Annotated in this window: 31 protein-coding genes and 1 pseudogene; 15 read left to right on the forward strand and 17 right to left on the reverse strand. The window is 68.3% G+C overall.

The features are described from left to right. Positions 1-46: 46 nt before the first annotated feature. Entirely contained in the window at positions 47-484 is a 438-nt protein-coding gene (locus tag ABIA33_RS14720; protein WP_370081390.1) for a nuclear transport factor 2 family protein, read from the reverse strand. 92 nt (positions 485-576) lie between these two features. Between ABIA33_RS14720 and ABIA33_RS14725 the strand changes: the two genes are divergently transcribed. Continuing rightward, positions 577-1,146: a PadR family transcriptional regulator gene (locus tag ABIA33_RS14725; RefSeq protein WP_370081392.1), complete on the forward strand. Its 570-nt coding sequence runs from the start codon at positions 577-579 to the stop codon at positions 1,144-1,146. A 133-nt stretch (positions 1,147-1,279) separates the two neighbouring features. Here ABIA33_RS14725 and ABIA33_RS14730 read toward each other — a convergent pair whose 3' ends face one another. Further along, the gene (locus tag ABIA33_RS14730) at positions 1,280-1,666 is read right to left on the reverse strand and encodes a hypothetical protein (RefSeq protein WP_370081394.1); all 387 of its coding nucleotides are present in this window, start codon (positions 1,664-1,666) and stop codon (positions 1,280-1,282) included. A 192-nt stretch (positions 1,667-1,858) separates the two neighbouring features. Here ABIA33_RS14730 and ABIA33_RS14735 point away from each other — a divergent pair, with 192 nt between their 5' ends. Next, on the forward strand, positions 1,859-3,484 hold the full coding sequence (locus ABIA33_RS14735; protein WP_370081396.1) for a purple acid phosphatase family protein: 1,626 nt from the start codon (positions 1,859-1,861) through the stop codon (positions 3,482-3,484). 633 nt (positions 3,485-4,117) lie between these two features. Next, a complete protein-coding gene (locus ABIA33_RS14740; protein ID WP_370081398.1) occupies positions 4,118-4,600 on the forward strand; it encodes a hypothetical protein in 483 nt (160 codons plus the stop codon). Positions 4,601-4,686: 86 nt separating this feature from the next. On the opposite strand, the gene ABIA33_RS14745 is transcribed toward ABIA33_RS14740, so the two are convergent. Then, the gene (locus tag ABIA33_RS14745) at positions 4,687-5,550 is read right to left on the reverse strand and encodes a polysaccharide lyase family 7 protein (RefSeq protein ID WP_370081400.1); all 864 of its coding nucleotides are present in this window, start codon (positions 5,548-5,550) and stop codon (positions 4,687-4,689) included. A 440-nt stretch (positions 5,551-5,990) separates the two neighbouring features. On the opposite strand from ABIA33_RS14745, the gene ABIA33_RS14750 reads away from it, so the two are divergent. Beyond that, positions 5,991-6,605 (forward strand): hypothetical protein, encoded by a 615-nt coding sequence (locus ABIA33_RS14750; protein ID WP_370081402.1) that lies wholly within the window; start codon positions 5,991-5,993, stop codon positions 6,603-6,605. Positions 6,606-6,876: 271 nt separating this feature from the next. On the opposite strand, the gene ABIA33_RS14755 is transcribed toward ABIA33_RS14750, so the two are convergent. Both ABIA33_RS14755 and ABIA33_RS14760 read right to left on the reverse strand, forming a co-directional pair. After that, positions 6,877-7,062 (reverse strand): DUF6191 domain-containing protein, encoded by a 186-nt coding sequence (locus ABIA33_RS14755; protein WP_370081404.1) that lies wholly within the window; start codon positions 7,060-7,062, stop codon positions 6,877-6,879. Between the two features lie 109 nt (positions 7,063-7,171). Beyond that, positions 7,172-7,561 carry a TraR/DksA family transcriptional regulator gene (locus tag ABIA33_RS14760; RefSeq protein ID WP_370081406.1) on the reverse strand — a complete coding sequence of 130 codons (390 nt, stop codon included), beginning with the start codon at positions 7,559-7,561 and terminating at the stop codon, positions 7,172-7,174. A 207-nt stretch (positions 7,562-7,768) separates the two neighbouring features. Between ABIA33_RS14760 and ABIA33_RS14765 the strand changes: the two genes are divergently transcribed. Further along, on the forward strand, positions 7,769-8,080 hold the full coding sequence (locus tag ABIA33_RS14765; RefSeq protein WP_370081408.1) for a hypothetical protein: 312 nt from the start codon (positions 7,769-7,771) through the stop codon (positions 8,078-8,080). 188 nt (positions 8,081-8,268) lie between these two features. Here ABIA33_RS14765 and katG read toward each other — a convergent pair whose 3' ends face one another. Then, positions 8,269-10,500 carry a catalase/peroxidase HPI gene (gene katG / locus ABIA33_RS14770; RefSeq protein ID WP_370081410.1) on the reverse strand — a complete coding sequence of 744 codons (2,232 nt, stop codon included), beginning with the start codon at positions 10,498-10,500 and terminating at the stop codon, positions 8,269-8,271. A 33-nt stretch (positions 10,501-10,533) separates the two neighbouring features. Further along, positions 10,534-10,827, reverse strand: coding sequence for a transcriptional repressor (locus ABIA33_RS14775; protein WP_370081412.1), 294 nt, complete (start codon positions 10,825-10,827; stop codon positions 10,534-10,536). Positions 10,828-11,043: 216 nt separating this feature from the next. Here ABIA33_RS14775 and ABIA33_RS14780 point away from each other — a divergent pair, with 216 nt between their 5' ends. Next, positions 11,044-11,454: a Fur family transcriptional regulator gene (locus tag ABIA33_RS14780; protein WP_370081414.1), complete on the forward strand. Its 411-nt coding sequence runs from the start codon at positions 11,044-11,046 to the stop codon at positions 11,452-11,454. Here the strand turns inward: ABIA33_RS14780 and ABIA33_RS14785 are convergent. Next, on the reverse strand, positions 11,420-11,689 hold the full coding sequence (locus ABIA33_RS14785) for a histidine phosphatase family protein (RefSeq protein WP_370081416.1): 270 nt from the start codon (positions 11,687-11,689) through the stop codon (positions 11,420-11,422). The genes ABIA33_RS14780 and ABIA33_RS14785 overlap by 35 nt on opposite strands. Between ABIA33_RS14785 and ABIA33_RS14790 the strand changes: the two are divergent. Continuing rightward, a pseudogene (locus tag ABIA33_RS14790) lies at positions 11,619-11,870 on the forward strand (MBL fold metallo-hydrolase); the annotation flags it as partial. The gene ABIA33_RS14785 and the pseudogene ABIA33_RS14790 sit on opposite strands and share 71 nt — an antisense overlap. Here ABIA33_RS14790 and ABIA33_RS14795 read toward each other — a convergent pair. Together ABIA33_RS14795 and ABIA33_RS14800 are read right to left on the reverse strand one after the other, a co-directional pair. Then, complete coding sequence (locus ABIA33_RS14795) at positions 11,777-12,214, reverse strand: WhiB family transcriptional regulator (RefSeq protein WP_370081418.1); 438 nt, start codon at positions 12,212-12,214, stop codon at positions 11,777-11,779. The pseudogene ABIA33_RS14790 and the gene ABIA33_RS14795 sit on opposite strands and share 94 nt — an antisense overlap. Next, positions 12,215-12,388 carry a hypothetical protein gene (locus ABIA33_RS14800; RefSeq protein ID WP_370081420.1) on the reverse strand — a complete coding sequence of 58 codons (174 nt, stop codon included), beginning with the start codon at positions 12,386-12,388 and terminating at the stop codon, positions 12,215-12,217. A 184-nt stretch (positions 12,389-12,572) separates the two neighbouring features. On the opposite strand from ABIA33_RS14800, the gene ABIA33_RS14805 reads away from it, so the two are divergent. Continuing rightward, complete coding sequence (locus ABIA33_RS14805; RefSeq protein ID WP_370081422.1) at positions 12,573-12,704, forward strand: DUF6234 family protein; 132 nt, start codon at positions 12,573-12,575, stop codon at positions 12,702-12,704. Between the two features lie 71 nt (positions 12,705-12,775). Here the strand turns inward: ABIA33_RS14805 and ABIA33_RS14810 are convergent, their stop codons facing one another. Then, the gene (locus tag ABIA33_RS14810) at positions 12,776-13,741 is read right to left on the reverse strand and encodes an aldo/keto reductase (RefSeq protein WP_370081424.1); all 966 of its coding nucleotides are present in this window, start codon (positions 13,739-13,741) and stop codon (positions 12,776-12,778) included. 97 nt (positions 13,742-13,838) lie between these two features. On the opposite strand from ABIA33_RS14810, the gene ABIA33_RS14815 reads away from it, so the two are divergent. Then, positions 13,839-14,222 (forward strand): MerR family transcriptional regulator, encoded by a 384-nt coding sequence (locus ABIA33_RS14815; RefSeq protein WP_370081426.1) that lies wholly within the window; start codon positions 13,839-13,841, stop codon positions 14,220-14,222. Between the two features lie 716 nt (positions 14,223-14,938). Here the strand turns inward: ABIA33_RS14815 and ABIA33_RS14820 are convergent. Then, positions 14,939-15,487 carry a barstar family protein gene (locus ABIA33_RS14820; RefSeq protein ID WP_370081428.1) on the reverse strand — a complete coding sequence of 183 codons (549 nt, stop codon included), beginning with the start codon at positions 15,485-15,487 and terminating at the stop codon, positions 14,939-14,941. A 526-nt stretch (positions 15,488-16,013) separates the two neighbouring features. On the opposite strand from ABIA33_RS14820, the gene ABIA33_RS14825 reads away from it, so the two are divergent. Further along, on the forward strand, positions 16,014-16,670 hold the full coding sequence (locus ABIA33_RS14825; RefSeq protein WP_370081430.1) for a DUF1062 domain-containing protein: 657 nt from the start codon (positions 16,014-16,016) through the stop codon (positions 16,668-16,670). Between the two features lie 209 nt (positions 16,671-16,879). Here ABIA33_RS14825 and ABIA33_RS14830 read toward each other — a convergent pair whose 3' ends face one another. Together ABIA33_RS14830 and ABIA33_RS14835 are read right to left on the reverse strand one after the other, a co-directional pair. After that, on the reverse strand, positions 16,880-17,869 hold the full coding sequence (locus tag ABIA33_RS14830) for a putative Ig domain-containing protein (RefSeq protein WP_370081432.1): 990 nt from the start codon (positions 17,867-17,869) through the stop codon (positions 16,880-16,882). A gap of 500 nt (positions 17,870-18,369) precedes the next feature. Next, complete coding sequence (locus ABIA33_RS14835; RefSeq protein ID WP_370081434.1) at positions 18,370-18,870, reverse strand: DinB family protein; 501 nt, start codon at positions 18,868-18,870, stop codon at positions 18,370-18,372. 62 nt (positions 18,871-18,932) lie between these two features. Between ABIA33_RS14835 and ABIA33_RS14840 the strand changes: the two genes are divergently transcribed. Then, positions 18,933-19,904 (forward strand): helix-turn-helix transcriptional regulator, encoded by a 972-nt coding sequence (locus tag ABIA33_RS14840; protein WP_370081436.1) that lies wholly within the window; start codon positions 18,933-18,935, stop codon positions 19,902-19,904. Here the strand turns inward: ABIA33_RS14840 and ABIA33_RS14845 are convergent. Beyond that, positions 19,899-20,390: an FBP domain-containing protein gene (locus ABIA33_RS14845; RefSeq protein WP_370081438.1), complete on the reverse strand. Its 492-nt coding sequence runs from the start codon at positions 20,388-20,390 to the stop codon at positions 19,899-19,901. The two genes, ABIA33_RS14840 and ABIA33_RS14845, sit on opposite strands and share 6 nt — an antisense overlap. Positions 20,391-20,461: 71 nt before the next feature. On the opposite strand from ABIA33_RS14845, the gene ABIA33_RS14850 reads away from it, so the two are divergent. Beyond that, on the forward strand, positions 20,462-21,037 hold the full coding sequence (locus ABIA33_RS14850) for a TetR/AcrR family transcriptional regulator (protein ID WP_370081440.1): 576 nt from the start codon (positions 20,462-20,464) through the stop codon (positions 21,035-21,037). A 151-nt stretch (positions 21,038-21,188) separates the two neighbouring features. Here the strand turns inward: ABIA33_RS14850 and ABIA33_RS14855 are convergent, their stop codons facing one another. Then, positions 21,189-22,016 (reverse strand): alpha/beta fold hydrolase, encoded by an 828-nt coding sequence (locus ABIA33_RS14855; RefSeq protein WP_370081442.1) that lies wholly within the window; start codon positions 22,014-22,016, stop codon positions 21,189-21,191. 407 nt (positions 22,017-22,423) lie between these two features. Between ABIA33_RS14855 and ABIA33_RS14860 the strand changes: the two genes are divergently transcribed. After that, positions 22,424-22,795 carry a nuclear transport factor 2 family protein gene (locus tag ABIA33_RS14860; protein WP_370081444.1) on the forward strand — a complete coding sequence of 124 codons (372 nt, stop codon included), beginning with the start codon at positions 22,424-22,426 and terminating at the stop codon, positions 22,793-22,795. A gap of 326 nt (positions 22,796-23,121) precedes the next feature. After that, complete coding sequence (locus ABIA33_RS14865) at positions 23,122-25,086, forward strand: prolyl oligopeptidase family serine peptidase (RefSeq protein WP_370081446.1); 1,965 nt, start codon at positions 23,122-23,124, stop codon at positions 25,084-25,086. Here ABIA33_RS14865 and ABIA33_RS14870 read toward each other — a convergent pair. Beyond that, positions 25,048-25,410, reverse strand: a complete 363-nt coding sequence (locus ABIA33_RS14870; RefSeq protein ID WP_370081448.1) for a transposase — start codon at positions 25,408-25,410, stop codon at positions 25,048-25,050. The genes ABIA33_RS14865 and ABIA33_RS14870 overlap by 39 nt on opposite strands. Positions 25,411-25,575: 165 nt before the next feature. Between ABIA33_RS14870 and ABIA33_RS14875 the strand changes: the two genes are divergently transcribed. Further along, positions 25,576-25,929 carry a VOC family protein gene (locus ABIA33_RS14875; protein ID WP_370081450.1) on the forward strand — a complete coding sequence of 118 codons (354 nt, stop codon included), beginning with the start codon at positions 25,576-25,578 and terminating at the stop codon, positions 25,927-25,929. The last annotated feature ends 13 nt before the right edge of the window (positions 25,930-25,942 follow it).

The following is a 25,942-nucleotide window of genomic DNA, read 5'->3' on the forward strand; positions in this document are numbered from 1 at the left end:
GGCTTCATTCGTACAGCAGTGAGTGGCTGAGCTGCACAACCGAAGCTCAGCCACTTAGATCGACCGGCTCCGGGACCACCCCGTCGGCGATCAGGCCGGCGAAGACCGCCTCACCAAGGGCGTGTACGGCGGACTGTGGCCGGACCATCACCGTGAACTCCTTGATCCTGCCGGCGTCGTCGAAGTGCATCAGGTCGATGCCGTGGATCTGCCTGCCGTTTACGGTCGCCCGGAAGAGGAGGATCGCCGACGGGGCCCCGGTGCTGTCCGCGCTCGTCTGGGACCTGCCGTCATGGTCTCCGATGTAGTGGAAGTCCTCGAACGTGCGCAAGAGGACCCCGAAGAGGCCCAGCACCATCGGCTTGCCCTCGAAGGGCGTGAACTTCACGGGGCTGTAGAAGCGGATGTCCTCGGCGAACAGAGTGTCCAGGGCGGCAAGGTCGCGGCTGGCGACGGCGGCGCGGAAGCGGTCTGCGGTGGTCACGGCGTCTCCTCCATAGTCATGAATGTGACTAATCAGTTTCTTTAGTATCATGGGAAGGGCGTCCGTGGACAGTGGCAGGTGGAGGAGATCCGATGGCGTTGCGGCATGCCGTGCTGGCGGCGCTGCTCGACGATGAGTTGAGCGGCTATCAGCTGGCCAAGGCGTTCAATCTGGGCGTGGCGAACTTTTGGCACGCTCTGCCGCAGCAGCTGTACGCCGAGTTGGCCCGGCTGGAGAAGGACGGGTTGATCACGGGCAGAGATGTAGTGCAGGACACCCGGCCGAACAAGCGTCTGTTCACGGTCACCGGCGCTGGCCTGGCCGAGCTGGAGGGGTTCACGGCAAGCTCGGCCAAACCCTTCTTCATCCGCGACGATCTCCTCGTCATGGTCCAGGCAGCCGACCACGTCGATACCGACCACCTGATCGCGCAGCTCACTGAGCGCACTGTCTTCGCCCAGGCCAAGATCGACCTGTTCGGCCAACTGCTGCGAAGGATGCGAGGTGACCGCACCGAGGAGGAATTCCTGCGCGACGGCGAGCACGTCGGCCCCTATCTGACCTGTTTGCGCGGCCTCGCCTTCGAAGAGGGCAACCGCGACTGGTGCGAACGCACCGTCACGGTCCTACGCGACAGGCAGGCGGCCCGGGCCCGGTCCTGACACACCAACTCCGAGGGCACAAGGCGCCTGTAGCTCATCGGCGCACCGCCGGATCCGTGTCCCGCTAGGAATCAGGGCAGGGCTGTGCCGGGTCCGTCTGGCACGGTTCTGGCAGAGCCCGGCTATCGGCTCGTCACTCCGGCACGGGGTTCGGCGGTAGCGAGAGGATCAGGCCCGCCAGCTTGCGCGCGTTCCAGCCAAGCAGTCCGCTGAGGACCACGACGACTCCCGCAGCGACGATGGCGATCTTTGCAACACCATCTGGGGCGATGAACCAACAGCCGAGTGTCTCGGCCACGCCAACAAGCGGCAGTACGTAGGGCGGGAGCTTCCTCCACCACACGCGCCAGTGTTGCGTTCGAGCCCACTCGATCGCGGCGCCCGCAACGGCCGGGTCAGGGTGCCTGCGCTGCCGCCTCGCGAGATTCAGTACCTCAATGCGGGCGCTCCTCGGTAGTCGACGCCACGCTTCAAAGGCAGCCTTCCGCTCCGCGGCAGGCATCTCGATCAGTTCGACCACGCGCGCATCATGCCAACACCCCGGGGCCGCGCACCAGCCCGCCCCGCTCCGTGGGTTTGCTCTGGCAGGCGCATGCTCGTTTGACGCTGATGAGTCGTCATCCGCACGGTCGGCCGCAAGGCGGCATTCACCGTGCGGCCATCAGCGACCGCCAGGGTTCGGTAGTCCGCTGCGCGAATCTGGAGGAACACTATGGACTCAGAACTTGAGACACCCGAGCAGTCCGTGCCGTCCGACCAGCCCGAGCATGCGGAGGGGCTCTCCCGCCGATACGCCCTCGGGCTGCTGGGCACCGCAGGCGCGGGAGCCGTGGCGGTGCCGCTGCTCGGCGCCGGGACCGCGGCCGCGGCCACGCCGCTCGGCGCCCCCGCGTTCAATCCGACGCCCGACACGCTCGGCGCTCCGCCTGTCCAAGGCCTGCACCTGACCTTCGGCGCGGACCCGCGCAGCCAGATGGTCGTCTCCTGGCTGACCGACGGACCGGTCAAGCAGCCGCGGGTGCTCTACGGCACGCTGACGCACGGATTCGGCTCCAGCGCTGACGCGCAGACCCGCAGCTACGTCGACGGCAAGTCCGGACGCACCGTGTATGTGCACCACGCCGCGCTGAACCGACTCCGCCCGGGCACCGACTACCTCTACATGGTGTCGCACCAGGGCGCCACGCCCGACAGCGGCAACTTCCGTACTGCTCCCAGCGGTCGGGCGCCGCTCACCTTCACCAGTTTCGGCGATCAGTCGGCTCCCCAGGTGACCTGGGCCGCCAGCGGCGCCGTCGGTCTCGACGCGAACTCCACCCCCGCGACCAAGGACATCGTGAGCGGGATCGAGCAGGTCGCGCCGCTGTTCCACCTGCTCAACGGCGACCTCTGCTACGCCAACCTCGATGTCGACCGGGTGCGCACCTGGAACAACTTCTTCACCAACAACACCCGCTCTGCGCGCTTCCGCCCGTGGATGCCCGCAGCAGGCAACCATGAGATCGAGAGCGCCAACGGACCGATCGGGCTGGGCGCGTTTCAGACCTACTTCTCCCTGCCCTCGACCGAGTCCGACGCGGAGCTGGCTGGGCTGTGGTACGCCTTCACCGCGGGATCCGTGCGGGTGATCGTGCTGCAGAACGACGACAACTGCCTCCAGGACGGCGGCGACATCTACATCAGCGGCTACTCGGGCGGCCGTCAGCTGGCCTTCCTGGAGAAGGAGCTGCGTGCGGCCAGGTCATCGGGCGACATCGACTGGGTGGTCGTCGCGATGCACCAGGTGATGATCAGCTCATCCGACGCCAACGGGGCCGATCTGGGGCTGCGTCAGAAGTACGGCCCGCTGTTCGACAAGTACGGCGTGGACCTGGTGGTCTGCGGCCACGAGCACAACTACGAGCGGTCGCTGGCCGTCCGCGGCGTGGTCACCAGCAGCGAGACCCTCACTCCCAACCCCGTGTCGTCCGCCACCGACGACATCGACACCTCGCTCGGTACCGTCCACATGGTGCTCGGCGGCGGAGGCGTGTCAGGCACGACGAACCAGAAGTTCTTCAAGGACGGCACCGCGAAGGTGATCACGGCTGTCTCGTCCAGCGCGCCGGCCGGCACCAAGCGAACCTCCACCTACGTCACCGAGGAGGCGATCTGGACCGGGGTGCGCGACCTCGACCACCCCTACGGCTTCGCGTCGTTCACGGTCGATCCCGGCCGGCACGCCGGGGACACCACCCGACTGCACGTCACCTACTACAACGTCAACAAGCCGAACGGCGACCTGTCGGTCTTCGAGAAGTTCACCCTGCACCGCAAGCGTTCCGACGGACACCGCTGAGCCTGCGGCTGCGTCCACGTGCCAGCGGCGGCCGGCGTTCCGGGTGGGCTCCCGGCGATGAGTCAGCGCCGCTGCGCCGAGGGCCGCAACGCTACGACGGCGTCCATGGCTACGACTGATGGGTCCACGGGTGCCGCCAAAGCCCGTGGACCTCGGCGGACGGTGCCAGTAGTCCCGCCGACGATTCAGCGTCGATCGCTGTTGTGTACGTGACAGCCTTGCCATGTGCGGGCGGGATCTGGCTGCGACCCACCGCCCAGGCGTAGTGCCCCGCCCCCGCCAGGCCTGGGGGACGGCGGGGCGCTGCCACGTGCCGGCCATCGGCCTGGACGTCCACTCCGTCGCCGAACTGCGCCGTTCCAGACCACCGGCGGGCATGGCCTCCAGTGACTCGTCCGATACGGGCGAAGGTGCGCCCCGGGGCTCGGAGACATAGCGTGGAAGCAGGGAAACGGCCTTCGCCGAGGCTACGCGCGTCGGCGTCCGATATGGCTCCGCGCCTGCTATGGGCTCTGCGCCAGCTATGGCCCTGCGCCAGCCCCGGTCCGAGTGTGCCCACGGACACCGACACCGCACTCACTCCGCGTCCGCCGTCCGCCCTCCGCACAGCGACGAGTGCCGCGGGAGCACCGAATGCCAAATCTCAAGATCACAATCGCGGTCCTGGTCTGCGCCGGTTCGGCCCTCGCCACCGCTGCCTGCGGCCCCGCTTCCGTATCTGAGGCGCTGGTCGCCTCGGCGCGACCGACGGCCAGCCCGGCGGCAACGACCGTGCCGGTCATACTCGACTGTCTGAGCCACTCCCAGGTACGCCCGACCACGTACGTCCTCGCCTGTGGCGACGGCAACAACTACCTGGTCGCCCTGCACTGGTCGCAGTGGGGGACGAAGTCCGCCCGCGCCTTGGGGACCGACGAGGCGAACGACTGTGTGCCGTACTGTGCCGCAGGCCGCTTCCACGGCTACCCCGTGGACGTCCTGCTCGACCGTGCCCAGCCCTGGAAGGGACACCCCGGCGTCCTGCGCTTCACCCGGATCACGCTCGACTACCCGGCGAACCGGCCAGCGGGAATCCCGAAGCAAACGTCCTTCAACCTGCCGGCCGGACCTGCCTGATCCAGCGCTTCGCGCCGTCGCGCACCGACCACCCATGGGAGGCCCGGTTTCCGGGCCGGGCCTCTGGGCTGCCGTATGAGGATTGCTCAGCTGTGGGAGACGGTGAGCGCGTAGAAGGCGACGCGGGCGCCCTTGGTGGTGCTGTTGGAGGATGACTGGTTGTACGAGCCGGCCTTGAAGTACTGCTTGTAGCTGTTGAAGGACGAGGGGACGGCGTAGTGCGTAGTGCTTCCGTTGACCGTCAGGTCGATCGTGTGGCCGCCTGAGACGCCGATCGTGTAGCTCCACGTCTGCCCGACCGGTACGTGGCCCACCGTGTGCGTTGTCTGGCCGCCCGAGGGCGAGTTCTCGGTGCCGAGGACGATGTCGCCGCTTGCACGGTAGTACAGCTCCACCAGCGGCTTGGTGGATGAACCACCCGTGCCGAGGTGGATCTGCCCGACGCAGACATGGTCTGTCACCGACACCACGCGCAGCGTCGCGTTCAGACGGTGGGTGCCGCTGAGCGACCAGTCTGCGGGGCTGCCGTCGCGGTTCATCTCGCGCAGTTCGGAGCGGGCGTAGTTGGAGTTCGGCGTGGTAACGCCCTTCTCCGGTGCCCAGAAGGTCATCGCACCGTCGCGGCTGTCGGTGTAGAAGTACGAGTCCTGGAACCCGTTGGCCCCCTGGAGCCGGGACGACGGGATCGTGGTCGGTGAGCCCGGGGAACCCACCGGTTCCTGCAGTTCCCACACCGACAGGTCGAAGTTGCCGCCGGGCGCGACGGCCGGGCTCGCCAGGGGCCCGGCGTCGGCGTTGGAGCTGCCCTGGGCGCCCAGTGTGACAGCCCTCTCCGCGGCGGTGGCGGCGGTGACGCCGGGCATGGCCGACGCGGTGGGCACCGCGAGGGCCAGGCCGGCGGCGGTCGCGGTGGCGGTGGTCAGGGAGATGAGCAGCGTGCGCATGCGCATGGGGGTGCCTTCCCGTTCGCTGGGTGGTCTTGGTCGGTGAAAGCGCGGCTCTCCGCACATCGTGGTTCATATACATGAACTACGTGTGTGAATGTGAACGAGTGAACTCTAGGACCCTGCCGTGGGCACGTCAACGCCTCCCGGGCAGTGCGAGGGGCGGGGTGCTCGCGAGCAGTCCACGCTCCGTGTCGGCGCCCGGCCATTCCCTGCGACTCGGAGGCATCCAGCCCGCCTCCGACGACCTGATGGCGCGCGCAGATGAACGGGCGTTCCACTAACGAATTCGACGTCAACGCCCAGACCGAGCCGCGGGTACTGGGCGCGGCCCCTGCGGGGGTGGCCGACCCGGCGGTCACCCGGAAAACGTGGGTCATCCATGTTTGTCGACCCGTAGAAGACTGGTCGTATCAGACCGAGGCGCCACAGCACTGGGAGGTGCCATGTTCGTACGCACGATCTACGCGACCGGCGATCCAGCCAAGATCGACACGACCATCGAAGCACTCAGCACCGAAGGCCGCCGGCTGCTCGCAGAGCAGCCGGGCTACCGCGGCTTCGGGCTGTTCGCGGACCGCCAGCTCGGCAAGCTGACGATGGGCACGATGTGGGACAGCGAGAAGGCCCGCCAGGACAGCGACGACAACCTCGGCGCGCGGCGTGCCGCCATGCTCGAGCCGTTCGCCTCGACCGTCTCCGTCAACAATGCCGAGGTGGCCGTCTTCGACCGCCGCGAACAGCCAGGCCCCGGCGCCTGGCTCCGGCTCAGCAGGATGGATTTCAACCCTTCGGACGCCGACCTGCTCCGCGAGACCTTCACCGCGACGGTGCTGCCCAAGCTCGAGCTGCTCCCCGGCATGTGCAGCGCGACGCTCTTCATCGACCGCACCCACGGCCGCGGCTCGGTGGGCGTGATCTTCAAGGACCGCGCGTCCCTCGATGCGTCCCGCTCCACACAGGCGGCGGCCCGCAGCGAAGGCGCCGCCAAGGCACACGTCACCATCAACGCCCTTGAGGAGTTCGAAGTCGTCTTCGCCGACGCCGCCCCCACAAGCTGAAGAGGCAGCGCCGGCATCTGCATCCGAGCCGCCGCGAACACCGCGACCGGGCGCGGGAAGTCCGTCACGCCCCTCTCACGCTGCTGCCAGGCCAGCAGTCACTTGCGGGTGGCTGCCCGAGCGCCGCGGAGAGCGCACCGGCTGGCCTCGCTGCTGCCCCGAAACGGTGCAGCCAGAAGGTCGACGGGGCGCTGAGCGTCGGCCAGGGCAGCCCGGACGGGCTCGTCCTCGGACTGGACAGGGAGGTCGCGGCATTGGACGGGGACGATCTCTAGGGCTCGGCCGGCCGCTCCTGCTGCTCGCTGAGGTCACGTATCACGACGCGTCCGCTTTCGAGGTCGATCGGCCCGTGATGGGGGTCGCCCACTCCCTCCTCGTCACGGGTCCACTCAAGCCTGTTCCGCTCGTCTTCCGTGTGCCGCCGGCCCGGCGAGAACAGTTCCTGCAAGATGCTCATGCTGTGCCAACGGCAGTACGGCCCGGCGACGTTCCCTCGCCTGAACCCGGACTGCCCGGCGCTGCTGCAGCGGCGCCCGCCGAACGACGAGCCGGCAAGGCTTGCCAGGTCAGCGAGGGCGGCCCGCAGCACAGCGCACGCAGGTGCTCGCCGCCGGGCGCACCTCCAGACGCTCTGCAGGGATCGGCTCGCCGCAGCTCTCGCACCGCCCGTAGTCGCCTCGTTCCAGTCGTTCCAGCGCTCGATCCAGATCGGCCAGATGGTCCTGTGCCTGGACCAGCAAAGAGGCGACGTGGGCCCGCTCGAAGGCGGTGCTGGACCCCTCCGGGTCGTGCTCGTCGTCAATCGCCACCAGGGCATTCGCCTCGACGATCTCAGCGAAATCACGGCTCAACCCCGCGATCTGCGCGATCGTGCCAGTACGTTCGGCAGCAAGCCGCTCGTAGGCGGACTCACGCTCGTTCGGGGAGAAGACGGCGTCACTGGACGAATCGCTCATCGACACGACAACACCGGCACCAGATATCGCATTCCGCGCACCTCGCGCCCTGAGTGCCGAGCAGCCAGTCCATGACCTCTGGCGTGCTGGATACCGCGAGCGGCCACCACCCTCGAGAGCGCCCCGCCGTCACCATCGGCCGCGCCTGCCACGCCAAGCGGGTCAGCCTAGACTGAGACGTGGGGGTGTCACTCTTCGGAGGCCGCCATGAGCCGTCTGCGCCATTTCCACCTCGACCATGCCGGGCACTCGATCACGGTGGACGTCCGCAGGGGGCACGGGCGCGAGGTCGAGCTGCTGATCGACGGCAAGGAGGTCGGCTACCGGCGCGAGCGCGCGTCCGACATGGTCACCATGGGAGGCGAGTTGCCCGAGGACCCGCCGCAGCGCTTCGCGGTTCGGGTCGACCACCTGCGGCACCGCACCCACGCTCCGGCGTGCACGCTGCTGCTGGACGGGCGCGAGATACCGATGCCCGAGCGCGAGGTCAGCGCGCGGTGGCCAGGAGTGCGGCCATAGCCGCCCACCGGCCCGGGGCTCGACCGCGGAACCCGGCCCGGTCGAAGGCCGCGTCAACCCGCACCAAGGTGCCGCAGCGGCAGATGTTCGGCCGCGCGACGTGTCCACGTCGCGCGTGGGGCGTCGTCGAGATCCTTCGGACTGAAGACGTCCAGGCCGGCCGGCGCCGGCCGACCTGGACGCCATGATCAGACGAGGTCGAACCGGTCGAGGTTCATCACCTTGTTCCACGCCGCGACGAAGTCGTTCACGAACTTCTCCTTCGCGTCATCGCTCGCGTAGACCTCCGCGAGCGCGCGGAGCTCGGAGTTCGACCCGAAGACGAGGTCGGCACGGCTGCCGGTCCACTTGACCTCACCCGTGGCCGCGTCGCGACCCTCGAACGTGTTCGCGTCCTCGGACGTCGCCTTCCACGTCGTGCCCAGGTCGAGCAGGTTGACGAAGAAGTCGTTGGTCAGCGACCCGGGGGTCGTGGTGAAGACACCGAGCTGCGACTGCTGGTAGTTCGCGCCCAGGACGCGGAGGCCACCGACGAGGGCCGTCGTCTCGGGGGCGCTCAGGGTCAGCAGGTTCGCCCGGTCGATCAGCACGTACTCGGCCGGCAGCCGGCTGCCCTTCCCGAGGTAGTTGCGGAACCCGTCGGCGGTCGGCTCGAGCGCGGAGAACGACTCCACGTCGGTCTGCTCCTGCGACGCGTCCGCGCGGCCCGGCGTGAAGGGGACCTCGACCTGGAAGCCCGCGTCCTTGGCGGCCTGCTCGACGGCCGCACCACCAGCGAGCACGATCAGGTCGGCGAGCGAGACCCGCTTGCCACCGGTCTGGGCGGCGTTGAAAGCCTCCTGGATCCCCTCCAGGCTGCGCAGCACCGTCGCCAGTTGGTCGGGGTCGTTGGCCTCCCAACCGCTCTGCGGCTGGAGTCGGATGCGCGCACCGTTGGCACCGCCGCGCTTGTCGCTGCCGCGGAAGGACGCGGCCGACGCCCACGCGGTGGACACGAGCTGGGACACCGACAGGCCCGAGGCGAGGATCTGGCCCTTGAGGGAGGCGATGTCCTCGGCGCCGATGAGCTCATGCGTCACCGCGGGGAGGGGGTCCTGCCACAGCAGCGTCTCGGCCGGGACCTCCGGGCCGAGGTAGCGCACGATCGGGCCCATGTCGCGGTGGGTCAGCTTGAACCACGCCCGGGCGAAGGCGTCCGCGAACTCGGCCGGGTTCTCGAAGAAGCGCCGCGAGATCAGCTCGTAGGCCGGGTCGATCCGAAGGGAGAGATCGGTCGTCAGCATCGTCGGGGCGTGGCTCTTCGACGCGTCGTGGGCGTCGGGGACGGTACCCGCCCCGGCGCCGTCCTTCGGCCTCCACTGGTTCGCGCCGGCGGGGCTCTGGTACAGCTCCCACTCATAGCCGAACAGGATCTCGAAGAAGGTGTTGTCCCAGGTCACCGGGGTGTTCGTCCAGATACCCTCGAGGCCGCTGGTGATCGCGTCGCCACCCTTACCGGTGCCGAAGGAGTTCCTCCAGCCGAGCCCCTGCTCCTCGAGCGGGGCGGCCTCGGGGTCGGGGCCGACGCTCTCCCCCGGGCCCGCGCCGTGAGTCTTGCCGAAGGTGTGGCCGCCCGCGATCAGGGCGACCGTCTCCTCGTCGTTCATCGCCATCCGGCGGAACGTCTCACGGATGTCGCGGGCCGCTGCGAGCGGGTCCGGATTGCCGTTCGGGCCCTCCGGGTTGACGTAGATGAGGCCCATCTGGACCGCGCCGAGGGGGTTCTCCAGCTCACGGTCACCGGTGTAGCGCTCGTCGCCGAGCCAGGTGGTCTCGGGACCCCAGTACACGTCCTCGTCGGGCTCCCAGACGTCCGCACGACCGCCGCCGAAGCCGAAGGTCTCGAAGCCCATCGACTCCAGTGCGACGTTGCCGGCGAGGATCATGAGGTCGGCCCAGGAAAGGCTCTGGCCGTACTTCTTCTTGACCGGCCACAGCAGGCGGCGGGCCTTGTCGAGGTTCACGTTGTCCGGCCAGCTGTTGAGGGGTGCGAAGCGCTGCTGGCCGGCCCCGGCGCCGCCGCGGCCGTCGCTGATCCGGTAGGTGCCCGCGCTGTGCCACGCCATCCGGATCATGAACGGGCCGTAGCTGCCGAAGTCGGCCGGCCACCAGTCCTGCGAGGTCGTCAGCACCTCCGCGATGTCCCGCTTCACTGCCGGGAGATCGAGGGTCTTGAACGCCTCGGCGTAGTCGAACTCCTCACCGAGGGGGTTGGCCACGACGGGGTTCTTGGCGAGGATCTTCAGGTTGAGCCGATCCGGCCACCACTGGCGGTTTCCGCCGCCCTGAGTCGGGTGCGGGGCGCGCCCATGCGCGACGGGGCAGCCACCTCCGCCCTCCGTCTTCGCGTCTACGACGATTGCATCATGGTTCTCAGACATGGGAATCCTTCCGGACCAGGCGGATCACGGTGCTCAGGAACTGCGGGCGGTGGAACAGTCGGGGCACAGGCCCCAGGAGATGACCTCGGCCTCGTCGATCGGGAAGCTGTGGTCGTCGAACGCGGTCAGGCAGGGGCCCTCGCCGACCACGCGGTCGACGTCCGCGACGACACCGCACGACCGGCACACGACGTGGTGGTCCCTGACGCGTCTCTCGAACCGGGCCGGACTGCCGGTCGGTTCGATACTGCGTACGACCGCGCCGCGAACGCCGAGGTGGTCACCATCCCGGACGGTCTCGAGCAGCGCGACGCGGGTGGCCGTCATCGGTAGGCCGGCACCGAGAGGCTCCTCGGCGGTGGTCCCGTCACGTCTTCGTCTCCTGCCGTACTGGAGTCTTCCTGTCCCTTGGCTATCGCCTAAACCGATCCTACAATGGACAGAGTCTAAGTCAAGAAGCGCCTCAAACCCATATCTGATCGGAACCCGGACGTCCGCCGGTAAGCTTCGAATGTCCCGCCGAACCTGAATAGGTGAACCGATATGAGTGACCTGCTGGAGCGACTGCGAGGGCGTGGCTGGCGGCTGACCTCCCAGCGGCGTGTCGTTGCGGAGGTCCTCGACGGCGACCACGTGCATCTCACGGCCGACGAGGTGCACGCCCGCGCGGCACAGCGGCTGCCCGAGATCTCCCGGGCGACCGCCTACAACACCCTCCGCGAGCTGGTCTCCCTCGGTGAGGTCATAGAGGTCTCCACCGACGGCCGCGCCAAGCGCTACGACCCCAACGCCCACCACCCGCACCAGCACCTGGTGTGCTCCAACTGCGGCACCATCCGCGACGTCCACCCGACCGGCAATCCGCTGGCCGACCTCCCGGCGGAGGAACGGTTCGGCTTCACGGTCTCCGAAGTCGAGGTCACCTACCGCGGGCTCTGCTCCTCCTGCGCCTAGCCGACGCGTGCCGAGTCCGGGGAGGGTGCCACACCGTGTAGTTGCATTCGCGCAGGCGGGGTCCTGGTGGACGAGCGTTGCCGTGCCGATGAAGGGCGATCGTCGCGGTCTCCACGGCGCGGTTCAGGCCGGAGGTGAAGACCTGCGGCGTGAGCCACGCCCTCTCCAGCCACGCCCTCTCCGCCGATGCGACGGTGACGCGCCCCGACGGCGGCACTCTGACCGTGACCGCCACGCCCGCCCAGCACGGACCCGAAGGCTGCGAACCGATCTCCGGCGAGATCGTCGGCTTCGTCCTGACCGCGACCGACCTGCCCACCCTCTACGTCAGCGGCGACAACGCCTCACTGGCCCTGGTCGAGGAGATCACCGAGCGCTTCGGCCCGGTGGACACCGCCGTCCTGTTGTGCGCGGCAGATTGCTCCGACTCGGGAGCTTTGCCTCCCGCCGCGCTGTGGAGGTCCGTTCGCTCCGCGCGCGTGCCAATCCGGTCGGATATGTCGAGGCTGACGCCCCGACGTTCCAGTCGGCGGTGGAGCGTGCGGCGCTCCGACTCGGAGGTTCCGCCCCACACACCCGTACGCTGCCCGGTGCTCAGCGCCCATTCCAAACACGGCAGGGCCACAGGGCAGCCTCCGCACACCGCCTTGGCCCTGGCCAATTCGCGAGCGCCGGGACCCCGCTCCACTTCCGGGAAGAAGATCTCGGGATCCTCTCCCCGGCAAGCGGCCTGCGACCAGACGTCCAGCCACACGTCCATCTAGTCCTCCCCCGGGACGGGGGGTTCCGGCAGCGCGGGCCGGTCGGGCAGCGTGGCCTGGTTCCGTTCGGACACGGCGGGCTGCGCGGACCTGCGCTGCTCGTCTCGTTTCGGCACGTCCTCGCTGGTGCTACTTCCGATTCGCGGCGGTGCGCCCGGTCTGTCGGTGTCCATCTTCGCCTCCCGCGAATCAGCGAATCGTCTGCACGAGCGCCTGACCCCGATCCGCCCGAGCAAACCCCCACCAGTTCTATGGGGCGCAGGGGCCGGCTCCGAAACACCGATAGGTTCACGCTGGTCGGCATCGCCTGGACGCGCGACCTGTTGTCGCGCTCTGATCCTCGCGGCCTCAGCAGCGGTGGCCCGCGCTGGGGTCGTCGCGGTCGCACAGGTTGTCGCTGCCATGGTGCTGGTGGTCCTCACGGGTCTGGCCCAGCATGGTTACGACCGAAGGCATCCCAAGCCCTCGCCGACCCCCAGCGTCTACTAAACGCCCTGCTACAGCGGAAGCGGCACCTGCTCCTAGCGGTGGTTGACGGCGGGGCAGAGCTGTAGCAGGAGTCAGGCGGGGTCCGAGCGGGCCACGTCCAGCCGCTCGCGTTGGTCCACGGTCAGCTCCAGCTCCACCGCGTCCAGCGCCTCGTCCAGTTGCGAGGTGCGACTGACACCGACCAGCGGGATGACAGCCGGTGACCCGCCCAGCATCCAGGCGTAGACGACCTGGTTGGGCGTGGCTCCGGTTTCCTTCGCCACCTCACGCAGGACCGCCAGGGCCCGGGCGGTTTCCGGGTGGTCGTACTCGGCGGGCAGGGGCTTGAGCGGGTCCGTGTATGCGCCGTTCAGCAGCGAACTGTAAGCCAACACCGTCAGGTCAGACTGGCTACCCGCGTACGCAAGCATCGGTTCGTCCAGGGAGACCTGGTAGTCGAAGTCCGCACTGGGCGCGTGCCGCAGGTAGGTGTGTCGCTGCTGCAGGGCGACGTACCCAGGAACGCCCACCTCCCGGGCCAGTTCGCGGGCGCGGGCAAACCGCTCGACTCCCTGGTTACTCATGCCGATCTGCTGGGTCAGGCCCTCAGCGACCAGTTCGGCGAAGGCAGCGACGGTCTCCTGTACTGGTGTCGACGGATCGTCCACGTGTCCGTACAGCAGGTCGACGTGGTCGGTCCCGAGCCGCCCCAGGCTGTGCCGCGCGCCCTTGTGGAGTACGCCCCGGGAGAGCCCCTCCCGGTTGGCGGGCCACTCACCGGCCCCGGCGGGTAGTGCACCGAGCTTAGTAGCCAGCACTACCTGGTCCCGGTTGCCCCGCGTAGCCAGCCAGCGACCCAACAGGCGCTCGCTGTCGCCGCCGTCGCTGCCTTGGCGCCAAAAGCAGTAGCAGTTGGCGGTGTCGATGAAGGTGCCGCCGCGCTCGACGAATCGGTCCAGCAGGGCGAACGAGGTCTCCTCGTCGACGACCGTGCCGAAGGGCAAGGTGCCCAGGCAGAGTGCGGAGACCTGGCGGGTGCCGATGGTGCGGTAGTGCATAGGTGACCTCTTCTGTCGATCTTCCAGTTCGTTTCACTGCCCGTCGATCCTCACAACTGGAGCGCGCTCCAGGTCAAGCCGGGGCACAATGCTGCCCATGGCCGCCCGCACGACGCACTACCTGACCCCGGCCGAGACCGTTGAGCGGTCCGGCTTCAGCCTGGACACACTGCGCTACTACGAACGCATCGGCCTTCTGACCGACGTGGGCCGGTCCCCCAGCGGGCACCGCCGCTTCACCGCGGAGGACCTGCAGTGGCTGGGTATCCTGCGGTGCCTGCGGGACACCGGCATGCCGATCGCGGAAATGCGCCGGTACGCCGACCTGGCCCGCTGCGGTGATCCAAAGTCGTTGGCAGAGCGCATCGCACTGCTGGAGAAGCACGACACAACGGTCGAAGAACAAGTCGCATTGTTGCGAGCCCAGCAACAGCACCTGCGAGAAAAGATCCGGTACTACCAGTCCGTCCAACCGGCCTGACAGTGAGGCGGATCACGGGTCCGCACCCGTCCCGACAACGCGTCACACGATCTAGCGCCGAGGCCCTGTATGGAAGTTCTCCCGCCCGTCACGCTCGATGAAGTAGTCGCCGTCTGGCTCGCAGCTGAGGTTCACTCCGATCGATTCGGCACCACGGTGCACAGCCTGTTGAGGCGCGACGGCCAGCCGACGACGTTGCTGACAAACCCGGACCTCTCCGACGCTCTTGGGACGAAGCAAGGTGGTCGCAGATCAATGGCTTTACTGACCTAGGCACTTCGGAGCATCAGCCAGTCCGGGCGGCCCCTCGACACAGACCAACAAGACTCACGTAACACCCTCTCGGAGCCCGCGGGCTTGTGGCTCGCCACCACGGAGGGCCGCCGTTCGTACCCGCTGTCTGCGTTTGCTTCGATCTCCGTCATGAGGGACATCATCGGAGCCACTCCGCGTCGGCCGCACGCGGGTTTCACGCCGGCCTCGTCAGCGGGGCCCGGTCGGTGTGGGGAACGGCAGCCACTCGTCGAGCCACTCCTGTGCCGTCACTTCGCGGCGCCACTTCCCGCCTCGGTGATCGGCGACTGCTGCCCACAGGTCCCAACGGAGGAGGTCACGGTTGCGGCGTCCTGAATCTGACACTTGGTCAAGGGGCCGTGTTCTGACCGTTCGCCATTCCCCCCGGTGGGCGGCCGCCGCCCTGTGCGCCGGTGCGAAGGTCAGCTGTCGGGAGAGTGGGGTCCGCGGCGCGAGTTCAACCACTCGGCTTGGTTCCACATCACCGCCGTGGCACCGACGGGCTCGAAGGTGATGTGCGGGTCGTTGCTGTGGACGAGGCAGAGCACCCGCCGGGCGTGGATCGCGGCACTGCGAGCGCGGATGGCGATGATATCCAGGACGATCTGGGCCGCCGAAGGGCATGCTCGGGTGAACTGGTCGTAGTGGGTGAAGGCGAGGACGATGCCAGCCGCACCCTCGGGCGTCCCGTAGTCGCCGGCCACCACGTCCCGCAAGCAGTCGTTCAGCGCGTCCAGGTTCCGGCCGTAGTAGCTCGGGAAGTCCAGCGTCGCGGATATGTCCTGGTGGAAGTCCTCCTCGGTCGTCCACTGGGACGCGTCCAGGACCACCACCGCGTAGTGATGGCTCCGCAACCGGTCAAGTGTCTCCTCCAGAAGGTGCTGCCTCCAGAACAGTGTGACGAAGGTATCCGCCGCAAGCCGGTAGTAGGGGTCGTCCGCGAGCTGGGCATCACGATTGAGATCTGGCACGGCCAGAGAGCCTACCCGCGCCAACGGGCGTCGCCTTCAGCAGCGGTATGCCACCAGAGGGCGGGGTGGGTCCGGTGACGGTCGCAGTCAGCTGGTCGGGATGCAGCCAGGTGCGTGGTCCCGGCCGCGCCGGCGGCGAGAATCGCTTCTCGGCAGCTGTTGATCCCTAGTCAAACCTGCTACCAGGGGCTTCGCTCGCAGGCAACCCCCGCGTCTGAGTGAGCGACCGTGGCCTCCTGGAAAATCTGTTGCCTGACGGCCCGCTCGTTGAACATCATGGCGACCATGGATCTGTAAGTAGCAGCGCACGTACGGAATGAAGACGGGTTGAGTCACTCCCCGTCTCTCTCCGACGTGCCGCTCGAAGCCCGCACCGTGTGACCAGTGCGGGCTTCCTTCACGCGACGTGATGTGCGACGTCGCGCCAGCCAGCGAGCTCCACTTTCAGGCGCTGGCCGTTCGCCACTGGATCCGGGAGGCAGTTCACGGCGCCGCAAAGCGCTGCCTGGCGCCTCCTCCGTAGACCTTGGAATTCGCCGAAGCCATGAACGACATTCGCAGTACCCGTATGCCCGCTGACGGTGGCGGACCTGACATCGACCGGAAAGCGCTGTGGGTGGTCAGAGAGCTCGGACTACCCGCCATCGTCAAATCATGCGTGTCGTGCAGGTCCACGCGACACCATCCGACCGGAAAGTTCCGCGTGAACGCGAACGGGAAGCTCCTCGACGTCTGGATGCTGATCTGCTGTGAGCTGTGCGGCCGCACGTCGAAAATCCCCGTCCACGAGCGCATCCATGTGCAGTCACTCGAGAGCGAGCGGCGGTTGATGTTCGAGAACAACTCTCCGGCCATGGTGCGACATCTGGCCATGGACGGGGCGCTGGCCGGCAAGGCCGCATACCGGCAGGACTGGAGCGGCACATGGGAGCTGAAAACCGACATGCCGTTCTACGACCTCGAGGGTGAGGATCCGCCGCCGCTCGAGGTCGTCGTCAGATTCGAACTCCCGGCGCCCATCCGGGTCGAGAAGCTACTCACGGCCGGATTCGGCCTGAGTCGATCCGCCATGAGAGGCATGGTCGATTCCGGCCGCATCCGCCTGCCCCTGGCCATCGATGCGAAGGCCCGCGAAGACTTCACCCTCTTCGTCGTCACCACCCCGGGGCGCCACTACGCGTAGCCGCCGGGCCGGGGTCGTGCTCAAGGCGGATCAGGATCGGATCGAGTCTGGGAAACCAGACGCGCGAAGCCCCTTGGCAGCGGTGATTTCTAGGCAACACTCACTGCTACCAGGGGCTTCGCGCCAACCTGACGGGTACTCAGGCCATGGGCAGGGCAGCAGGTTCCGCCGTTCCGCTGCCCATCTTCACAGCCCGTTGCACGGAAGGCTCACTTCGGAGACTTCGCTGGATTGATCGTGATGTGGAGCTTCCTGGTCTCGCTCTTGGCCTTGGGCAGGGACCCGTCGCTGAGCTCGACCGTGAAGTGAGCGGCACCCCTGGCCGTCGGAGTCCCGGAGATCGCGCCGGTTGCCGCGTTCAGGGTGAGCCCGGCGGGCAGCGCGCCCTGGACGATGGACCAGGTGTAAGGCGTGATACCGCCGGTACCGGCCAGTTGCGCCGTGTACGGGGTGCCGACGGTGCCGGTGCCGAGCTGCGTTCTGGTGAATGCCAGCGGGGCCGCGGCGGGCGTGGTGAAGGTGAGGGTCTGACCTTGAGTGGTCTCTTCGCTGCTGCTGGTGACGATGCGGAAGTAGTACTGGGTGCTCGGAGTCAGACCGGTCAGGGTCGCCTGGACCAGTTGTGGTTGGGTGCCGGTGCCGAAGTCCCGCGCCGTGGTGCTCGAACCCAGCGCGGTGGTGGTCCCGTATGCGAAGGAGTAGGTGGTGTCGGTGCCTGACGGCACGACAACGCCGGTGAGAGTGGCGCCGCCCGCGGTGACTCCTGACGCCGGTGAGGTGACCCCGTTGGCGCAGGCCGGGGCGTCGACGGAGGCGGTGGCATCCTGGCCGTCCAGGATCCAGTCGACGGACGGGATGATCTTCGGGTCGAAGGCCACCGAGAAGCCCTGCGGGTAGTTGCCCTCGTTGAAGAACGTCGGCTGGCCCTGGAACGGACTGGCAGGATAAATCTGGTTGTCCTGACCAACTCCGAACTCGAGTTGCTTGCCAAGGGTGTTCTCGTAGCCAAAGTACGCCGTGACGATTCCGCTCTGCGCGTCAGTGGTCACGCAGTTGACGTATGGCCTGAGTACACCGCTGCTGGCCGCTGATGCCGGGTCGCCGACCAGCACGGCGCCGCCGACAACGACGGCAGCCAGCGCGGCCGTGCGCAGGTGCCGCCGGTGTCGGCCACGAAACGAGGATGAGGTAGCAGCCATGATGATTTCCCCCCTGGACAGTCCCTGAACCGTCGCCCGGGACGGTGCGAGTCAGCACCGACGGGAAGGTGACGCTCGAACAGAGAAGTTGATTCCGTCAGCGTATGGGCAGATGGGCACATGTCAACTCCGGTGACTGCAGTGGTGGTTACCCACCCAGAGCGTTCAAGTGGCCATGAACGAGGGCGGTCCTCGTCGGGGGACCGGGCCGAGGACGCCGTGTACTGGGCCGCCACCAGCGTGCGCTACCTCCAGGCGCCCGCACTCACCGCTGACGGTGTGCGGATCGCCCCGTCGAGCGTGGCCCCGGTCGACCCGCTGACTTCTTTGACCCAGGAGCAGCCTGGGGCCGGTTCTCGTTTCGGATCGTGTTCCGCGGCCGGCTGGTACGGTGCCCTGCGTCGACGAGTCGGCCAATCCTCTACGTGCCGACCAAGTCCCTTCGTATCGAGTGGTGGTGGGCCGGCTGCTCCAGGATGTCGCGCCTCTCGCCCACGTCCTCAGCCCATCGTCTTCTGGCCGTCAATGGCCTCGCGGAGGATGTCGGCGTGGCCGGCGTGCTGCGCGGTCTCGGCCACGATGTGGATGAAGACCCGCCGCGCGGACCGAACCGCGCCCGGCGGGAACCAGGGCGCCTTCGGCAGCGGCTGGGCTGCGCCGAGGTCGGGCACGGTGCGCACGAGCTCGTCGGTGCGCTGCCCGATCCGCTCGTACTCGGCCACGATGTCGGCCAGCGTCTCATCCTCACGCAGGACGAAGCCGTCGGCGTGCTCGGCGTAGCTGTCCTCGGTCAGCTCCATCGTGGCCGGTCCGTCGAGGATGAAGTCGACCCAGCCCTTCTCGGTCCTCGCGACGTGCTTGATCAGCCCGCCCAGGGTCAGCTCGCTGACAGTGGTGCGCTGTCGCGCCTGGTCGTCAGTCAGCCCTTGCACCGTGCGCAGGAGGAACCCCCGGTGCACGGCCAGGCTCTCCAGCAGGTCATCCCGCTCGTTCGTCATCATGAGAAGAACTCTACGAACTCCAGCGGTCACTTCCTGACCTGAATTGCGCGAGACTGGGGAATATGGCCAACACGAGCTCCCGGACGCTGCGCCTGTTGTCGCTGCTGCAGACCCACCGCCACTGGCCCGGTGAGGAGCTGGCCGACCGGCTGGAGATCTCGGTGCGCACGCTGCGCCGCGACATCGACCGGCTCCGCGAGCTGGGCTACCCGGTGCAGGCCAGCCGCGGTGTCGACGGCGGCTACCGGCTGGCCGCCGGTGCGGTGCTGCCCCCGCTGGTCATGGACGACGACGAGGCCGTCGCGATCGCTGTCGGGATGCAGGCGGCGGCGCAGGGCGCGGTGGCGGGCATAGAGGAGGCCGCTGTGCGCGCGTTGACCAAGGTGGTGCAGGTGATGCCACCCCGGCTGCGCCGCCGGGTGGACGCGCTGCGCGCTGTCACCGAGCCCGTGAGCTGGGGCGCCTCGGCCACACCTGCCATGGACCCAGCGGCGCTCATCGCGGTGGCGCAGGCCTGCCGTGACACCGAGCGGATCGAGTTCGGCTACACCACCCGCGGCGGTGACCCCTCGCAGCGGCACGTGGAGCCGCACCGGCTCGTGCCGGTGCAGCGCCGCTGGTACCTGATGGCCTACGACCTGGGCCGACACGACTGGCGCAGCTTCCGTCTCGACCGGCTCACCGCGCCCCGGAGCACCGGCACCCGGTTCCACACCCGCGAGCTGCCCACCCCCGACGCGGCGGCGTTCGTCCACGCGGGGATCGAGACGCAGCCCTCGACCCACACGGTGGAGGCGCGGATTCACGCACCAGCCGCCGTTGTGGAGGCACGGATCGGCGGATGGGCCACCGCCGAGCCGATCGACGACGAGCACTGCCTGCTCCGGATGACGACCGACACACTCGACTGGCCGGCGATGGCACTGGGCTCGATCGGCGCGGAGTTCACAGTTCTCGCCCCGCCCGAGCTGGTGGATCACCTGCGAGAATGGGGTGCGCGGTTCGGGCGCGCGACGGAGCCTCCTGCTTCATGAGGTGACCTTGGCGATGAACGCGGCGAGGTTCGCTACGGTCCGCTGGATCTTCTCCTCCAAGGTGAGCGACTCGTGCGGCCGTGCACCGACGCCCGCCTCCTTCTTGCCCCTCACATACAGCGGGCAGGCGAGGTCGCTGCAGATGTAGGCGCCCACGGAGTTGCCCTGCTGTCCGGCCTTGCCGGCCTTCGCGGCGACCATGAGCGAGACGCCTCCGGAGTGGGTGGTCACGCATATCGAGCACATGCTGAGCCGCGTCTGCCAGGAGGCGGGGCTCGGGCAGCGCAGGGCGAGCGCTACCGGGCGGCCGTCCAGCTCGGTGGCGAGGTAGGCCCGGTGGGGGGCCTGGGGGTCCCGCCAGCCGAGGAAGTCCAGGTCGTCCCAGGGCCTCTCGGCCAGGTCGCGGGGGACGGACAGACGCTTCGACTCACCCTTGGTGCAGTTCACGAACGCGGTACGGATCTCTTGCTCAGTCAGTGGCCTCATGAACGGCAGGCTAATTTGCCTAAAGCTGTTAGGCAAATTCATAATGGTTGTTGCCAATCAGGAGGAAGGTTATGGTTCGAGCAGGGCTATCCCCGGAGCGTCTGACCCGGGCGGGAGCGGAACTGGCCGACGAGGTCGGCTTTGACGAGGTGACCGTTTCGGCGCTCGCCCGGCGATTCGACGTCAAGGTCGCGAGTCTGTACTCGCACCTGAAGAACTCCCAGGACCTCAAGATCAGGATCGCCCTGTTCGCGCTGGAGGAACTCGCCGACCGGGTCGCCGCCGCCCTGGCCGGACGTGCGGGCAAGGATGCCCTGGCCGCCTTCGCGAATGCCTACCGCGACTACGCCCGAGAGCACCCCGGTCGCTATACCGCCGCCCGGCTCAGGCTCGACCCCGAGACGGCAGCCGCCAGTGCCGGCGTTCGGCACGCACAGATGACGCGGGCAATCCTGCGCGGCTACGACCTGACGGAGCCGGACCAGACGCACGCCGTCCGGATGCTGGGCAGCGTCTTCCACGGCTACGTCAGCCTGGAGATGGCCGGAGGCTTCAGCCACACCGCCGTCGACTCGCAGGAATCCTGGGCCTGGATCTTGGATTCCCTCGACGCTCTTCTGCGGAACTGGACCACACCCACACCCTGACCAGCAGGGGGCCGCACCGCCGGGCCGCCCACCGGCGCACCTGAAGATTCCGGAAATCCTGATCAACCGGCTGGGACAATGAACACTGACAGCGTGCGCGTGTCGCGCGGGGCCCGACGGCCTCGCGCGACACGGACAGGATCGGGACGGGTCAGGCGGCCTGGTCCGGCTTGACGACCGTGTCGACGAAGTCGCCGATGGCGCCCAGGGTGGCTCCCAACTGCTCGATGTGCGGGAAGTGCCCCGCGTCGGCGATGGACGTGAAGTGACCGTTCGGGAAGGACTTGGCGTAGCCGCGGCCGTAGAGCGGCAGCGCGATGCCGTCCTGCTCGCCCCAGGCGACCAGCACCGGCACCGTGACCCGGTGCAGCCGGCCGCGCAGCTTCGGGTCGTGCGTGAACGCCTCCCCCGCGTAGGTCGCCAGGGTCCGCTGGTTGGCGGCCGCCGCGGCTCGCTGCTCGTCGCTGAAGGAGGAGAAGTCGGGGCGGAAGGCCGGGTTGTGGAACGCCAGCTGAGTCATCTCGGCGGGGGCCATCACGCGGGTGTCGCGGACCTCGTTGTCCTTCATGTGGGCATGGATACCCACTGCGTTCAGCAGGACCAGCGCGCCGATCCGGCCGCGGGTGTCACGCAGTGCCATTTCGGCGGCGATCCAGCCGCCGACCGAGTTGCCGATGACCATCACCCCGGTCAGGTCCAGAGCGTCCAGCAGGTCCAGGTAGGCCACCGCCAGGTCCGCGACAGTGTCAAACCCGTCGGGCCGGAGGGTGGCGTCGAAGCCCGGGTGGGTCGGGACGATGCCGTACACGTGCTCCGACAGCGCCGTCGCCAGGCCCACCATCGTGCGCGGGCCGGCACCGCCGTGCAGGTACAGCACCGCACTGCCCTCGGAATTGGTGCCGAACTCGTTGATGGTCAGGGACAGGCCACCGGGCAGGTCGACGGTCCGGGAGGTACTGGTGGAAGCGGGGCTGGTCATGATGCGGAGTCCTTGTCGTCGCGTTCACGAGAGCTGACTCTCATGAATATAGGCGGCCCGCACGCATCGTGCAAGTCGACTCTCGCCAAGAGAGTTGACTCACTTCAACGCCGGCGAGGCGGCCCGCCAACGCGCGCTCGCCCCCACGGCCGTGTGTGACGAACTCGTCGACAATCGCGCGACTGAGGGCCAGGGGGGTTCGGCGAGTTTGGGAGCCACCTGATGTGATGGCGTGTGACATGCCGCTTTCGGAGTAATCGGAGGCGCTGGGCTGTTTGGCCGTCACGCTGTGCTGTGCCTGCGCCTGTTGATCACGGTCGAGGTCGGGAGACGGCCGGTGCACCGGTCGCGTGAGACTGGCGGCCGGGGCCACAACTCACCCTGCAAGCCAACCCGAAGGACCGCCCGTGAACGCCGCTGTCGCCGACCTGATGCGCCGCAACCTCCTCGACGTCTTCAACGAACCAGACCGCGAGCGCCGCAACGCGGCCATCGCGCAGACCTACGCCCAGGACGTCGTGTGGCACGAACCCGACCGCGTCATCCGAGGCCGCGAGGCGCTCGCCCAGCGCGCCACAGAGCTGCGTACGCAGACCCCGGACTGGGTCTTCCGGCCCAACGGCCCGGTCTCCGTCAACGACGACCTCGGCCACCTCGGCTTCCAGTTCGGCCCCGCCGGTCAACCGCCCATCGCGACCGGAATGGACATCGCCCGCTGCAAGGACGGCGTCATCGTCGAGCTCTACACCTTCGTCAGCGGGAGCAGCCAACCGTCCTAGCGCGTGTATTGAGTCGTGATCAATCTGCGGATTCGCCTCCGTGGCGACGCGTGGTCCGGTGGATCGTCTGGCATGGCACGTGTAAATGGCTTATGGAGAACAGGAGTTCATCGATCCGCCCTCGTGAATGGCCCGACTCGTACCGACGATCAGGCATGCAGCTCGCCATCCTTCCGCCGGGACGTGTCCGGTGCCGGCCATGGGCTGTGGCAGGGCCTTCGGGGCAGGGTCGCGTGCGGCCCGATTCTCCGAAACCCGACTGACACAGGTCTCGTCAGTGCGACAGGATGTCCGTTTGTCGTACTGGCGAGTGAAAGGCAGTCCGCATGCCGCACCCTGCACCGCGACCGATTCCCGAGTCGACCGACCTGCTCACCGCGGAACTGGTGGTGGACATGGCCGCCCCCGTGGCGCCGGCCATCTCGCCGGACGGTCGCCTGGTCGCCTACGGCGTGGTCGCGAACAGCGGAAGGGACGGACGTCCGCACAGCTCTGTCTGGGTCGCCGCCGCCGATGGCAGCGCAGCCCCGCGCAGGCTGACCGACGGCACGGCCCGCGACGCCGCCCCGAAGTGGGCGCCGGACTCGGCCTTTCTGTTTTTCACCTCCGACCGCGAGGAGCGGGGCACCGCTCAACTCCAGCGGATCCATCTGGACGGCAGCGAGGACATCGCCAAGGCAGAGTCCCTGACCAGGCGGCGCGGGGGCATCTGCGACTACTACCCGCTCGCCGACGGCCGCACCGTCGCGCTGCTCGCCGAGGACGAGCCCACCGCGGAGGACAAACGCCGGGAGGCCGAGGGTGACGACGCGAAGGTCTGGGGCCGGCACCTCCCGGTCACCCGGCTGCGCCTGCTCGACCTGGCGACCGGCGTGGTCCGCACCGTGGACGGCCTCGGGGACCGCCATGTCGTGGAGGTGACCCAGCGTCCGGACGGCGGCCCGCTGGCCGTGCTGAGCTGGGCCACCCCCGAGCTCGACCCCGGCGTCACGACGATAGGACTGCATCTGGTCGCCCCGGAGACGGCAGCCGTCCAGGACCTGGGCCCAGTCGGAGTCGAGGCCCAGTTCCCGGTCTGGTGGAACCACGACGGTGAATGGCATCTGGCCCACCTGACGGTGACCCCTGGGCACTTGGTAGGCGGGCTCGCTGTGATCGACACCGTCCCGCCCGCTACCGGCCCGACCGTCGAACAGCGCAATCTCACGGTCAGCATGTCCGCCTGCCCCACCGAGCTGGTGCAGGTCGCCGACGGGCCGCCGCTGGCGCTGTTCGCCGACGGGCTGGATACCGCGCTGTACCGGCTCGATCCGCAGTCGCTACGGTTCCACCGATTGTCCTGCGCGCCCGGCACGCTCGCCGGGCTCACTGCGAGTCACTCCGGAGAGGCCCTCGCTGTGCTGATGAGCACCGCGCGCGAGCCCAGGAACGTCCACGCGGGACCCACGGGCGGGCCACTGCTCCGGCTCAGCGACACCAGTCCCGAACTGCGCAGGATCCGCTGGGGTGCCCAGGAACGGCTCAGCTACCAGGCGTCCGACGGACTCCAGCTGGACGGCCTGCTGATCCTGCCTGCCGGCCGGCCTCGGGACGAGGGTCCATTCCCGCTCGTCACCATGGTCCACGGCGGCCCTTACTTCCGCCATGCCGACGAGTTCACGCTCAATGCGGTCGACTGCGGCCAGTGGCTGGCGACCGCCGGATACGCGGTCTTCCTGCCCAATCCCCGGGGCGGGTCGGGCCGCGGCCATGAATTCGCCGCCGTGGTGGCGGGCGCGGTGGGCGGCGACGAGTGGACCGACATCCTCGCCGGGATCGACCTGCTGGTCGCCGAGGGAGTCGCCGATCCCGAACGCCTGGGCATCTCCGGCTGGAGCCACGGCGGTTTCATGGCGGCCTGGGCCATCGGCCAAACCGAGCGGTTCAAGGCCGCCATCATGGGCGCCGGCATCAGCGACTGGGGCATGCAGGCCGGGACCGGCGAGTGGGGAATCGTCGACGCGACGCTCGGCGGCAGCACCGGCTGGAACGGGCCGGGACCGCACATCCACGACCGGAACAGCCCGATCTCCTACGTGTCCCGGATCCGCACCCCGGTCCTGATCCTGCACGGCGAGCAGGACACCAACGTCCCACTCGGCCAGGCGGTCCACTTCCATCGCGCACTGCGCCACTTCGGCGTCGAGCACGAGTTCGTCGTCTACCCCCGAGAGGGCCACGGGCTTCACGAGCGCGCCCACCAACTCGACGCCCTACGGCGTATCCGCGCCTGGTATGACCGCTGGCTGTAGACCCGTACCAGGGTGGGCATTGAGTCGTGATCGGCGCCCTTCTCCAGAGCAGTCAGGAGGTCTTCGCCCAAGTGCATCCCGGCGGCGTCGTGGTGGGCGCGCGTAGTGGTGGAGTCGATGCTGACCAGGGAGAGGTCCACCTTTGACGGTCGACCAGGCGCCGAACTCACGCGGCATCTCCCGCCACTGCCCACCCGTCTTGAAGCGCCGGATCACACCTTCGAACTGCTGCCGCAGCCGCCCGGGATACGGGCCGTACTCGCCGACCGGCAAGTACGGCTCGATGAACTCCCACTCCGCATCCGACAGTTGCACTCGCGTCACGCGAAACGCTTTACCGGATCAAACCCCCGCTATGAGGGTGAATCCGCAGATTGATCACGACTCGATACGCGCCCTGGCACGACGGGTACGAGCGCTCCGCCGCGGCCGCCCGGCACGCGGGTGCACACGCCACGGCCGCGGCGACCGTCCTGGCAAGATAGCGGCATGGAACGTGTACTTGGAATCGGTGGATACTTCATGCGGGCCGCCGACCCGGCGGCCCTGGGCGCGTGGTACCGCGATTGCCTGGGCCTGGACGCCGATGAGAACGGCCTGTGGCCTCAGGGAGCCGGGCTGACGGTGTTCGCGACGTTCGAGTCCGTGACCGACTACTTCGGGTCCCGCGCCCAGCAGACCATGCTCAACTTCCGGGTCCGCGATCTGGATGCGATGCTCGCGCAATTGCGCGCCAAGGGAGCGGACGTGGCTCAAGAGACGCAGGACATGGAGGGTGTCGGTCGATTCGGCTGGGTCACCGATCCTGAGGGCAATCGGGTCGAGCTCTGGCAGCCCGCCTGACCGCGCGTCTTCA

The organism is Streptacidiphilus sp. MAP12-16, assembly GCF_041262165.1.
Lineage (GTDB): Bacteria > Actinomycetota > Actinomycetes > Streptomycetales > Streptomycetaceae > Streptacidiphilus.